General features: G+C 65.1%; 10 protein-coding genes. 2 read left to right on the top strand and 8 right to left on the bottom strand.

Annotation, left to right across the window (positions count from 1 at the left end; all coding sequences use genetic code 11):
* Positions 1–8: 8 nt before the first annotated feature.
* The 7 genes from NCW75_07220 to tadA (NCW75_07250) form a co-directional block, all read right to left on the bottom strand.
* The gene (locus NCW75_07220; GenBank protein ID UYV14073.1) at positions 9–1,211 is read right to left on the bottom strand and encodes a hypothetical protein; all 1,203 of its coding nucleotides are present in this window, start codon (positions 1,209–1,211) and stop codon (positions 9–11) included.
* Between the two features lie 23 nt (positions 1,212–1,234).
* Positions 1,235–2,359, bottom strand: coding sequence for a prepilin-type N-terminal cleavage/methylation domain-containing protein (locus tag NCW75_07225; protein UYV14074.1), 1,125 nt, complete (start codon positions 2,357–2,359; stop codon positions 1,235–1,237).
* Positions 2,356–3,219, bottom strand: a complete 864-nt coding sequence (locus NCW75_07230; GenBank protein ID UYV14075.1) for a prepilin-type N-terminal cleavage/methylation domain-containing protein — start codon at positions 3,217–3,219, stop codon at positions 2,356–2,358. Before NCW75_07230 ends, NCW75_07225 begins: the two co-directional genes overlap by 4 nt.
* Before the next feature lie 169 nt (positions 3,220–3,388).
* Complete coding sequence (locus NCW75_07235) at positions 3,389–4,669, bottom strand: type II secretion system F family protein (GenBank protein UYV14076.1); 1,281 nt, start codon at positions 4,667–4,669, stop codon at positions 3,389–3,391.
* A 74-nt stretch (positions 4,670–4,743) separates the two neighbouring features.
* Positions 4,744–6,474, bottom strand: coding sequence for a Flp pilus assembly complex ATPase component TadA (gene tadA / locus NCW75_07240; protein ID UYV14077.1), 1,731 nt, complete (start codon positions 6,472–6,474; stop codon positions 4,744–4,746).
* 197 nt (positions 6,475–6,671) lie between these two features.
* Positions 6,672–7,826, bottom strand: coding sequence for a type IV pilus twitching motility protein PilT (locus tag NCW75_07245; protein ID UYV14078.1), 1,155 nt, complete (start codon positions 7,824–7,826; stop codon positions 6,672–6,674).
* Positions 7,827–7,881: 55 nt separating this feature from the next.
* Entirely contained in the window at positions 7,882–9,603 is a 1,722-nt protein-coding gene (gene tadA / locus NCW75_07250; protein ID UYV14079.1) for a Flp pilus assembly complex ATPase component TadA, read from the bottom strand.
* A 202-nt stretch (positions 9,604–9,805) separates the two neighbouring features.
* Between tadA (NCW75_07250) and NCW75_07255 the strand changes: the two genes are divergently transcribed.
* Complete coding sequence (locus tag NCW75_07255) at positions 9,806–10,555, top strand: hypothetical protein (protein UYV14080.1); 750 nt, start codon at positions 9,806–9,808, stop codon at positions 10,553–10,555.
* Positions 10,552–12,267, top strand: a complete 1,716-nt coding sequence (locus NCW75_07260) for a pseudouridine synthase (GenBank protein ID UYV14081.1) — start codon at positions 10,552–10,554, stop codon at positions 12,265–12,267. The genes NCW75_07255 and NCW75_07260 overlap by 4 nt, the downstream gene beginning before the upstream one ends.
* Before the next feature lie 23 nt (positions 12,268–12,290).
* On the opposite strand, the gene NCW75_07265 is transcribed toward NCW75_07260, so the two are convergent.
* A complete protein-coding gene (locus NCW75_07265) occupies positions 12,291–13,013 on the bottom strand; it encodes a hypothetical protein (protein ID UYV14082.1) in 723 nt (240 codons plus the stop codon).
* Positions 13,014–13,038: the final 25 nt, after the last annotated feature.

Below are 13,038 nucleotides of genomic sequence, written 5' to 3' on the forward strand. Positions count from 1 at the left end.
GAGCTTCTTCACAGCGGCTGCCTCCCCGCGCCCGAGCCCGAGGGCGATTTGACGGCGTTGGGCTCGACGCCAAGTCGGAACACGACGGTGGTCGCCGGCGGCTGGGGCACGAACACGACCTGGCGGATCTGCGTCCAGCCGTCCTCGTCATCCCAACTCGACACGCTGCCAGACGTCCTCGGCACCCAATTCGAGATCGCGGGGCGGACACGCACCTCGGTGAAACTCGATCCCGAGTCGAGCGTCTCCTCGACGGTGTACACGTTGCCCAGATTGTCCACCAGTTGCTGCCCGACCTGGCCGGCCAGGATCAGCCGGTTCCCGAGCGCCACCGAACTGCCCGGCTCGGCACCGCTCAGCGTTGGATCGGCCTCGAGCCGCAGCACGGTGTTGCGCATCCCGTCGTACTCGGCCCCCAGCGTGAGGGGTGGCGCGTAGGTCTGGCTCCCGCTCGTATCGGCACCGGCACCGGTGGGCAGGCCACTCGAGTCGATACCAACCGGCAGGATCGGGTTGGAACCCCGCAGCATGACGCCGTAGCCCGTGTCTCCGAACGGCACGCGAATACCGGTATCAACACGCCGCACGAACACGGCGATCTCGATGCCCGTGCGCCACTGCTCGGGCGTGCCCGGGAGCAAGCCCAGATCGGAATCGGCCAGCAACGCGTACCCGCCCGACTCGGTCGGCGGCAGGCGGCGGGCGACAAAATCCCACACGAACTGCGGCTCGTCAAGGTCCGACGCGGGCGAGGGATACAGCCGATCGCTCAGCGGGATGATCGCCGGATCGACGCCACCCACCCGGCTACCGATGATCACATTGCCGGTGTCGTCGTAGTCGTTGGCATCGATCGAGTTCGTGTCCCACGTGTACGTGCGCGACCACTGGTCGTCACGCAGCCAAACTCCAAGGCCGTAGCTGCGACCGGCGGTCGTGCCGAGCCCCGTGCCGCCAGCACCCGACGCCGGAAGACCCAGCCGCCCGAGGTCGGCCCTCGAGCTGATGTACGCCTGCGCGTCGTTGGCCACCACGATGCCCAGCGTGCGATCCGAGGCCACCCGCTGCTCGCGGATGATGCCCGGGATGATCGCGCCGAGCCCGAGCAGGCCCAGGGCCAGCACGAAGATCGACATCAGCACCTCGATCAGCGTGAAGGCCGCGAGCGCCCGTACGCGTCGGCGCTGGTACCGGCTTCGTCGTTGATACAAGTTTGCGGTCGTGCGCCCCATCCTCAGCTCCCCTCCGCCAGGCGTGGTGCCTCGACCGGCTGGCCGAGATAGCGCGAGACCAGGAAGATCCGCGCGTCGGACGTCTCCTGGGCCGGCAACGCGCCCGCCTGCAGGTTGCTCGCGCGCATCCACAGGCCAATACGGAGATTGATCTCCGCATCGGTAAGCGATCCAAAGATCCCGTTGTCATACTCGGGCCCGGTCACCGAGCCGGCCACCGGCTTGTAGAGCGTGTCGGTCGCACGGTTCAGGCCATCGGCACCGATGGCGTTGGCCAGCCGCTTCTCGTTGTACACCGCCAGCTGGGCCACCGGCCCGACGAGCACGGTGTCGGTCGCTTCGTCACCCAGCAACTGGCGTTTGTCGGCCAGCGACAAGGTCGAGTTGGGCAGCGACAACACACGACGCACGAAACGGCCGAGGTCTTCCTCGCGATCCACTCGATATGTGTTCCAGACGCCGCCCGTCTCGCGGAATCCAAGCGCGGGCGCAGGATCGAGATACAACGCCTTGCTCGTCGCCGAACTCAGGTACCGCCCCGTCCCGCCCTCGAAGCGGACCATGAACGACTGCCGCTTGTCACCGTTGTCGCCGGATGAATCGTCGTAAAACGCCGTCTCTGGGAAGACCCACTGGCCAAGATTGCGATCGGTGGTACTGTACGTATCCTCGTACCAACCGATGTTGTCCGGCAGTGCGCCGCCCGGAGACGACAACGCCGTGGAACGGGCGTACCCACGCACAACCCAGTTGCGGGGCAACACGAACACCTCGACGCCCGGCGCCGGCACCAGGATGTCGCGCTGGACGTCATTGCCGGCGACACGATCGACGATGGTCCCCGCGACCTGGGCGACGATGATGCGCACGCGCCCGTCGTCGCCGAGCAGGAACACCACCGCGGCATCACGCCCCGAACCAGCCCGCACCGCGGCATCACGGGCGCTCTGGAGCGCCGCCTGCACGGCGTTGCTCGACCCGCTCTGGTTGCTGCTGTAGGTCAGCGACGCGTACGCGGGGATCGCGATCGCCGCCAGGATCAGGATGATCACGATCACCAGGATCAGCTCGACCAGCGTGAAGCCCGCGCCGCAGCGGGGCCTTGTGCCTCTCGTACGCGCCCTCATCGCCCCACCTCCATGATGTTGTCCGCGCGCCCCTCGGATTCGAGCTGCGCATCGGTCTTGCCGCGGCCGAGTTCGGCTTCGAGCGTGCTGCGTTCTTCGGTCGTGAGCTGGCCAAACACCCGGTTGGGGCCGGCCGCCACGATGGCGTACTCGGCATCACGCAGCGCGATGTTCTCGGCAGGATCGCCCAGCAGATTCGGCACCCGGCGGAGGTCGGTCACATCCGACGCGCTCGCCGAGTCGATCGGCAACCAGCGGTAATACCGGTACGCCACACCGTTGCGATCTCGCAGCTCGTAGCGTCCCTCGGTCCGATCAACCTCGACCAGGCGATCGGAATCGCCGGCGGCGTCGAACAAGGGATCCATCAGCTTCCCGCCGGCCTGCCGGAACGTGCCGTCCCGAGACGGCTCGCGGAAGCCCGACCCATCCTTGCCATCGATGTCGGCGTCGAGCACGCCAATCAGGTAATACGGCAGGCTGTACACGCTGAAGCGCATGTCCTCCATGCCCGAGACACGGCCCTGCAAGAATTCAACGTCGGACGGAACATCGGTGCGGTACACGTTCACGCTGCTCGCACCGATGGGCACGGTCGTCGGCGTGCCCGAGGGGTACGTCAAGCCGTCGTTGACCAGCGGTGGCGCGAACCCGAAGTCGTTCTTGAACGACTCGACGGCGATGCGCATCGCGATGACGTTGGCCCGCTCGGCCCCGCTCTGGGCCGTGCGTGACATCTTGTTGAGCCCCACCAGCAGCAGGCCGATGAGGATCGCGATCACCAGGATCGAGACGGCAAGCTCGATGATCGTAAAGCCCGATCGCGAAGACGCCTGAGCTGTCCGGGTCTGTGATGCCATGGCTGGCTCGTTTCCTTCCCCTGGCCGCGATCGAACGCGGCCGAGCTATCGAATGGACCCAATCGGTTCGGCCCGATGGAGCCCCACTCCCCCAAAACCGCCGGGGCGTGCCGACGCGAAGGCGCCCTCCCCAAGCCGCCCCGCGCCGGCACGTAGCCCCGAACAGACCCTACAAGCCCCCGCCGTTGAGCGATTCGATCATCGCCACCATCGGCAGGAACATCGCGATCACGATGACGCCCACCATCCCGCCGATGACCACGACCATGATCGGCTCGAGCAGGGACAGGGCCGCCTTCACCGCAACATCGACCTCCTCGTCGTAGTTGTCGGCGACCTTCATCAGCATCACATCCAATTCACCGGTCTCTTCGCCCACGTCCACCATGTTCACCACGATGGGCTCGCACGTCTTGCTCTCTCGCAGCGGCACGGCGAAGCTCTCGCCCTCGCGCACCGCGTCGTGCACCCGCAGCAGCGCCTTCTCGAAGACGGCGTTGCCCGACGTGTCGGCCGTGATGCGGATGGCCTCGAGGATCGGCACACCGGCGGAGATCAGCGTGCCCAATGTACGCGTGAACTTGGCCACCGTCGACTTGCGGCTCACGTTGCCGATCACCGGCGTCCACAGCACCATCCGGTCGGTCAGCGCCCGGCCCGGCTTAGCCAGGCGGACCAGCTTCCAGACGAAGGGAATCGCGATAACCGTGCCGACGAAGATCACGGCACCCGGAACGACCTGGCCCGGGTTGCGGCCGGCCATCCACATGCTCGTGTCGGTCAGCCAGATGGTCAGCCAGGGCAGCTCGACGCCGAAGTCCTCGAAGATCTTCTGGAACTGCGGGATGATGACCACCATGATCATCACGAGGATGACGATGGCCACGAACACGACCACCAGCGGATAGACCAACGCACCGCGGATCTGCCGCTTGAGCCGCTGGCCCTTCTCCATGAACTCGGCAAGACGCTGGAGGATGATGTCCAGCACGCCGCCGACCTCGCCGGCGGCGATCATCTTGACGAACAGTCGATCGAACGCCTTGGGATGCTGGGCCATCGCCTCGGACAGGCTCGAGCCGCCCTGCACCTCATCGGTCAGGTCGATGAGCACGTTCTTGAGCGGGCCGGGCTTGGCCTGGCCTTCCAGAATCTGGAGGCTCCGAAGCAGCGGGAGGCCGGCGTCCTGCAGGGTCGACAACTGACGCGTGAACTGCGTGAGTTGCTTCTTCTTGACCTTGCCGAAAAGCACGATCCCGCCACCGCGCTTCTTCTTGACCGCCGGCCCCTCCGCCGCATCGGTCTTCTTGACCTTCTGCTCGCGCACCGCGGTGGGGTACAAGCTCTGGCTCTTCAGCCGACCGATCGCTTCCTCGTCGGTCGAGGCCTCAAGGGTGCCCTTGCGCATCTTTCCCTGGGCGTCGCGAGCCTCATACGTAAACGTGGCCATGCCTTCGGACTCCTGCTCCGCGATCAATCATGCCGCGGCAAATTCGTGCTACAAACCGGCTCGCGCCCCTCGACTTACTCTTCCACCAGTGTCTCACGGACCACCTCGTCGATGGAGGTCTGGCCCTCGTAGATCGCCAGCAGCCCGCTCTCACGGAGCGAACGCATCCCCCGGCTGCGAGCATGCTCGCGGACCAGGCTCAGGCTCTCTTCCCGCATGACCATGTCGCGGATCGTGTCGTCCATCGTCATGATCTCGAACAGCGCCATTCGGCCCTTGTATCCGCCGTACTCGGCATCGCTGCGCGGGCGGTAGAACGTCTTGCCCGCAACATCCGAAGTCCTGAGCCCGAGTTCCATAAGCTCTTCCTCGCCGGGCTCGTACGCCTCGCGGGCCGACGGCGCGATCTTGCGCACCAGGCGCTGGGCCACGATGCCCTCGATGGTTGCCGTCAGCAGGAAGGGCTCGAGCCCGAGGTCGACCAGGCGCACGATCGAGCTCGGAGCGTCGTTGGTGTGCAGCGTGCTCAGCACCAAGTGGCCCGTCAGCGACGCCTGCACCGCGATCTGCGCGGTCTCGAGGTCGCGGATCTCGCCCACCAGGATCACGTCAGGATCCTGACGCAGGAAGCTGCGCAGCGCCTTGGCAAAGGTCAGGCCCACGTCGTCGTTCACCTGCACCTGGCAGAGCCCGTCGATATCGTATTCCACGGGATCCTCGCTCGTGAGGATCTTGGTTTCGATGCGGTTCAGCTCGGCCAGAGCCGCGTACAGCGTGGTGGTCTTACCCGAGCCGGTGGGCCCGGTCACCATTACAATGCCGTTGGGCTTCTCGATGAGAGCGCGGAACCGGACTAAGTCATCCTCGCGGAAGCCGATGCGTTCGAGGTTCAACTCAACATTCGAGCGGTCGAGAATACGCATCACCACGCTCTCGCCGTGCATGGTCGGCAGCACGGCGATACGCAGGTCGACGGGCTTGCCGCCGACCTGGAGCTCGATGCGACCGTCCTGAGGAAGACGACGCTCGGCAATGTCCAGGTTGGCCATGACCTTGATGCGGCTGGTAATAGCCGGCCCGAGGTGCTTGGGTGGCGGCACCATCTCGTACAGCACGCCATCGATGCGGTATCGCATCTTGAACTCGTGCTCAAACGGCTCGAAGTGGACGTCGCTGGCCTTGTCCTTGATGGCCTGCAGCAGCACCAGGTTGAGCAGCTTGACCACCTGGTTGTCGCTCGCCGCCGAGGCGATCGCGTCCAGGTCGATCGAGTCCGAGCTGTGACCGGCCAGGGCGTCGAACTTGCTGTCCTTGGCCAGATTGCTGACCACGTCGACCACCGACTCGCTCTTGGCGTAGTGCTTGGCCAGCCGGGCATCGATCTGGTCGGGGTCGGTCACCACCGCCTCGACCGTCAACCCCAGCAGCAACCGCAGGTCATCGACCGCGCGGAAGTTGTTCGCGCTCTTCATCGCGATGGTCAGCCGCTTCGCGGTCTGGTTGAATTCAATCGGTACAATCCCGTACGCCCGGGCGCTCTCGGCCGGGACGGCCTCGATCGCCGCGTCCGAGATTTCCTTGCCCTCCAGATCGACAAAGGCCATGCCGGCCTGCCCGGCCAGAGCGGCTTGCACGTCGGCCTCGGTGCAGTACTCGAGCTCGACCAGGACTTCGCCAATCTTCTTCTTGCGGGTCCGCTGGATCGTCAGAGCCTCGTGGACCTGTTCGCGGGACACCTTGCCCATCTTCGTGAGCACGCGGCCGATCTTGCGACCCTTCAGCTCTTCTGGATTCGTTGTGGCCATGCCAATGTGTCCTTGGGAGCCCCGACAACCCTCACGAACGGGCATACCTATATCTTCGCCCATCACGCCAAGATGATGCCAGGAAGTTTACTGATTCTCGGGACAAAACAATATTAGACAGATAGATAATTGGCCATTTCAATCGCTTGAAAGGGCCAATATCCAAACAATTACTTACTATCGATTGGCAAGAGCAATCAATCCACGTCATCCTCATCGAGCTCGGGACGACCGATCGTCTTGCCGGCCTGATGGACTCGATCACGAAGCGCACCAGGATCCTTGCCCTTATCAACCATCTCCTCGGCGCTGATGATGCCCTTGGTGTACAGGCTCCACAGGTGGTCATCGAGGAGCTGCATGCCGAACTTGGCACCGGTCTGGATCGAGGAATCGATGCGGAAGGTCTTGCCCTCGCGGATCAGGTTGGCGATCGCGGGAGTCACCAGCAGGAACTCGTAGGCCGCGATCCGGCCCGGCTTATCGACCCTCTTCAGCAGGGCCTGGCTGAGCACCGCGATGAGGGCAGTCGAGAGCTGCACGCGGATCTGGTTTTGCTGGCTGACGGGGAAGGCGTCGACCACGCGGTCGATCGTCTTGGCGGCACCGGTGGTGTGCAAGGTGCCGAACACCAAGTGACCGGTTTCGGCGGCCCGGATGGCCGCCTCGATGGTCTCAAGGTCACGCATCTCGCCCACCAGGATCACGTCCGGGTCGGAGCGGAGCACGCGGCGGAGGGCCTCGGCGAAGCTGGGCACGTCGTTGCCCACCTCACGCTGGTTGACCACGCTCTTCTTGTGGTAGTGGAAGTACTCGATGGGGTCTTCCATCGTCACGATGTGGCGGTCGTAGTAGGTGTTGATGTAGTCCAGCACCGTCGCGAGGCTGGTGGTCTTGCCCGAGCCGGTGGGCCCGGTCACCAGGAACAGGCCACGGGGGCGGCGGCTGAGGTCGCGGACCGCCTCGGGCAGGCCGATCTGCTCGAATGTCAGCAGCTCGTTCGGGATGAGGCGGAGCACCAAAGCGAGATCGCCGCGCTGCTTGAAGATCGACACACGAAAGCGGGCCGCATCGCCGTAGCCGAAGCCGAAGTCGGTACCGCCCATCTCGTTGATTTCTTGCTGGTTCCGTTCGGGCGTAATCGACTTCATGAGCGAGACCATGTCGTCCGAGTCGAGCACCTTGGTCTCGAGATTCTTGAGGCCACCGTGCAAGCGGACGGTGGGCTTGCGGCCCACGGTCAGATGCAGGTCGCTCGCGCCCGTGCGGACCACGGTGTCGAGCAAACGGTCGATCTGGACGGTGGCCCCACCCGTCGGGGCCGAACCTGAGTCTTCGTCGTATGACGCCATCGATGCACTCCTCGAAACAGGCGAGCCGTCCATACCGGTCCGACTCGCGATGGGTTCAGTCTGCGGTCTGGGTCACGCGGGCGACCTCGGCGGGGGTCGTCAGCCCCTTCAGGATCTTGCGTTTGCCATCCTCGGTCAGGGTCTTCATGCCACTCTTCAGGGCCGCGACACGCAGCTCGGCCACGGGCGCTTTTCGGAAAGCCATCTCGCGGATATCGCTGTTCATGATCATCATCTCGAAGATGGCCTTGCGGCCCTTGTAGCCGGTGGGCACGTCGGGCGCACTGCCTGGCTTATAGACCTTGCCTTCCCACTCACCCGGCTTGATGCCGCACAGATGCAGGAACTTCGGATCGGGCTCGTCATCGAGTACCTTGCTGGGCTGGTGCAGCATGCGGATGAGGCGCTGGGCCATGACCGCCTGGATCGAGCTGGCCACGAGGAAGGGCTTGATGCCCATGTCGATAAGGCGCGTGATCGCGCTCGGGGCGTCGTTGGTGTGCAACGTGCTAAACACCAGGTGGCCCGTCAGGGCGGCCTGGATGGCGATCTCGCCCACTTCCTTATCGCGAATCTCACCCACAAGGATGATGTTGGGCGCTTGACGCAGCATGCTCCGAAGGATCGCCGGGAACGACAGCCCAATCGACTCGCGCACCTGGCACTGGTTGATGCCCTCGAAGTTGTACTCCACTGGGTCTTCCGCCGTGATGATCTTGCGATCGGGGCGGTTGAGCACGTCGAGCGCCGAGTACAGCGTGGTCGTCTTGCCCGAACCGGTGGGCCCGGTCACCAGGAAGATGCCGTTGGGCCGGCGAATAATCTTATTGAAGACGTCCAGGTTGTCCTGCTCGAAGCCCAGGTTCACCAGGCCGATGCGCACCGCGTCTGGCCGCAGGATACGCAGCACGACGCTCTCTCCGTGGTACGTTGGGCAGGCCGACACACGAAAATCGATGTCGGTCTCGTCGACGGGCAGTTTGATGCGGCCATCCTGAGGGACGCGCTTCTCGGCGATGTTCATGCCCGCGCTCAGCTTCACGCGGCTGAGCAAGGAGTTCTGCATGCGCTTGGGCAGGTTGTCGCGCTCGATGCACACGCCGTCGATCCGGTACCGCAGCCGCACCCGGTCGTTCATTGGCTCGATATGGACATCACTGGCCCGCATCCGGACGGCCTCGCTCAGGATGCGGTTGACCAGCTTGACGATCGGCGCGTCCTCGGACGCAACATCGATGGACTTATCGACCGAGCGATCGACCGAGCGGTCGATCGAGGCGGTAACCAGCCCCTTCTCTCCGGGCTTGCCCTCTTGCGCGGGGGCCGCGGGGGCGGCCTGCCCGTTTTCTGCCCCACCGTCGAGGAAGGTTCGGATGGCGGTCTTGGAGGCCAGCAGCGGGTCGATCTCGAGGTTCAACCGGAACCGCAGCATGTCCTGGAGTTCCAGATCCATGGGATCCGAAACGATCAGCTTGAGGCGGCCGCCGTCCTTTGAGACCGGCAGCACCATGTGCTTGCGGACGATCTCCTTGGGGATCAGCTCGAGTTGGACGGTGCTCTTGGTTTCCGCCTCGTTGGGGTTGACATACGGCACGCCGTACTGGTCGGCCAGGGCCTTGGCGACCTGCTCGTCGGTGGCAAAGCCCGCCTCGACGAGCGCTTGGCCGATGCGGCGGCGTGAGCCCTTGGCGATGCCAAGGGCTTTGTCCATGTCTTCCTGGCTGACCACGCCATCGGCCACCAGGATCTCACCGAGTTTCTTACGATTTCGTGCCATAACGCCGATCTGCCCCGATCTCGATCATCAAGGTGTGAAGTCTGCGATAGCCCCGCGAGAACCTCGAGCTCCCGCGGCAGTCAGTGACAGCGTACGCCCGCAAGGAGCCTCAGGGGCGGCGCGGCAAGACTTTGCGCCATCCCAACCAAAGCCGGACCTACCGTTCGCTCTCGCGCCCACACCGAGCCTCCGCTGAGCCCCCATGCCGATCCATCCTTCAGGTGACACGCCGGATTCGTCTCCCGCTTCGGTGCTCATCGTCGCCGGACCCACGCACGAGCCTATCGACGCCGTCCGTTACATCGCGAACCGTTCATCGGGCAGTTTGGGTGTGGCCCTGGCAGACGCGGCCAGAGCGCGGGATTGTCGCACCACGATGCTGATGGGACCGGGCGGGATCGCCACCGAGAAACTGACCAATACCCGAACGGGGCCAGCGAACGCCGACCCCGAGCAAGCACCAGATTCGCCCGAACGGGTCCTGCGGTTCCGATCGTCCCATGATCTCCAGGCCCTCTTATTAAGAGAAGCCGCCGGCTGTGACCTGCTGATCATGGCCGCCGCCGTCGCGGACTACCGCCCGGCCAGCCCCCACCCGGGTAAGTTGCCTCGGACCGGCGATGCCCTGACCATCACCCTCGAGCCGGTGCCGGACCTGCTTGCCCTGGCCACCGGCAGGCTCCGCCCCGGCGCGATCGCCGTCGGCTTCGCGCTCGAAGAGAATGCTGGCGATCACGAACGGGCGAAGGCCAAGATGGCCCGGAAGGGATGCCGGGCGATCGTCCTCAACCCGCTGGCCACGATGGACTCGGGCGGCATCGACGCCACAATCCTCTTTGCCGATGGATCGCCGCCGGTGATCCCCGGCCCACTCAGCAAAACCGAATTTGCCAGCCGCCTTGTCGATGTGGCGCTCGGCCTGTGGGCGTCGGCCCGAGGAAACGCCCCGTGAGCCCCGCACCCAGAAAGCCAACCGGCAAGCCCGCCAAGAAGCCCGCGCGGTCGGACCCGTCCCAGCACGTGGAGTTCCGCCCCCGCCAGCATGTGCGTGGGACGATCTCCAAGGCCAGGACGCCCCTGGCCCGCCCCACCATCCTGGGGGAGCACGACGGCATCGTGGTGGTCGACAAGCCCGCGGGAGTCGTTACCGCCGACAAGGACCCCAACCGCGATACGGCCCACTCGCACGTCAAACGCTGGCTCAAGAACACCCGGCCCGACGCACGCGTGTGGGTGGTGCATCGCCTGGACAAGGACGCCAGCGGGCTCGTGCTCTTCGCCACCACGCCCGAGACCTACGGCTGGCTCAAGGAAGACCTCCGCGCCCACCGGGTCGAACGCGAATACACGGCGATCGTCCATGGCGTGCCATCCTGGAAGGGCGAGCACACGCTGGCCGACCAATTGCTCGACGGACCGGAATTGCGGAAGGTCATGGTCGCCCCGCCGCACCAGACCCATGGCGGACGCAACGCCGTCACGCACGCACGCGTCGTCGCGCGGGGCAAGGGCCGCGCGATGGTGGCGCTGCGACTTGAGACCGGCCGCCGGCACCAGCTCCGCGTCCAGCTTGCGCACGCGGGGCATCCCATCCTGGGCGATCGGCTCTATGGCCCGGAACCCGAGCCATCGGGCGGAAAGGGCGCCGGCAAGAAGAACAAGAACCAGCGGCTCTGCCTGCACGCGAGCAAGCTCACGCTGCACCATCCGGGCACGGGCCAGAAGCTGGCGTTCGAGGCCCCACCCCCGCCGCGGTTCTTTACGCTGGTGGGCGAGAAGGCCACCGATGAGAGCCGCGAAGCGGCGAAGGAACCTGCGGCCCCGACCCTGAACGCCCAACCCCAGCAGACCACCGCCCGGGGTTGGAACCACGTGGCCGCGTGGTACGACAAGCTCGTGGGCGAGGGCCACAGCGATCACCACTCGGCGGTCATCATCCCCGGGGCGCTGCGATTGCTCGACCTGCGCGATGGCGAGCAGCTCCTGGACGTCGCCTGCGGCGAGGGCGTGCTGGCACGTGCGGCGGCGCAGCTGGGGGTGCGTGTCACGGGTATCGACGCCTCACCCAAGCTCATCGAGTCGGCCACGCAGCGTGCCGGAAAGAACGAACGCTACACCACCGGCGACGCGCGCCGGCTCGAGGCGCTCGGGCTCGAACCCGAGTTTGACGCCGTGAGTTGTATCATGGCACTCATGAATATCGACACGATCGAAGCGGTGTTCCGGGGCGCTGCGGATCTGCTTAAGCCCGGCGGCCGATTCGTGGCAGTGGTGCTCCACCCGGCCTTTCGCGCCCCCGGACAGACCGCGTGGCAATGGGACGAGGAAGCCGACCAGCGTGAAACCGCCGGCCGCGCTCCGAAACGAACGCAACGGCAGTTCCGCCGCGTCGATGGTTATCTGACGCCCTACGCGCACCCCATCGTGATGAACCCCGGCGCTGCGGCCCGAGGCCGTAAGCCGATCACCACCGTCACCCACCATCGCCCGCTGCAGGCCTATGCCGCCGCGCTCTCGCGGTGCGGATTCGCGATCGAAGCGATCGAAGAGTGGCCCAGCCAGCGCACGAGCGAGCCGGGACCCCGCGCCGACGAAGAGAACCGCGCCCGCCGCGAGATCCCACTGTTTCTGGCATGGCGGGCACGGCTGGCACGGGGCACATAGCCACGCCTACCACTCAAATAGTTTCACCCGCACCCAGCATCGAACTCGTTCTGGAACGCCAGAAAATCAAAAATGGTCAGCACGCCATCGCCATCGAAATCGGCGAGCGGGTCGCCGGCGTCGAATGCGTTCTGGAAGGCCAGAAAGTCGAAGATGGTAAGGCTACCGTCGCCGTCGATGTCGGCCCGACACGCGGCCCCAACACCAACATAGAGATCGTCGAGGCCCCAACCCATCGGGTTTACGACGGTGATGGTAACGCGTGCGATGTCCGCGTCCGTGGTGACGCCAAAGAAATCGAGGGTCTCGAAATCACCGTCGGACATGACCAATTCGATCTCGTCCCCCGAGGCATCGAAGGCGCGCAAGACAGCACCATTCGGAAACGAGCCGAATCGGATGTTGTGGACGCCGAACGCTCGGACCCCGCCCCCTGTGACGTTCACATCGAAGAAGATGTCTTGGCCCACCCTGGTGTCGTTGTCCCACGAGTGGGGCGGTGAGACCGTCACGATCACCGTGTCCGTGATGAAATTCCCCGGCGGGAAGTCCAACCCGTAGTCGGCGTATAGCGAACCGAGTTCGCCGACTACGGTGGGCGAACCGTCCGGCAAGGTGTCGAAGTCAACCAACTGCAGATCCGACGCCGCAGCGATGAAATCGGCCAGATCGTTGAACGGCGTGGCGAGCGTCGTCGAGGCAATCGATCCGGCAAGAAAAACCGCAAGTCTCGATCGCGTGAACATGTCTGATCCCCCACAACAACTCGCC

This window comes from Phycisphaera sp. (assembly GCA_025916675.1).
Lineage (GTDB): Bacteria > Planctomycetota > Phycisphaerae > Phycisphaerales > UBA1924 > JAHCJI01.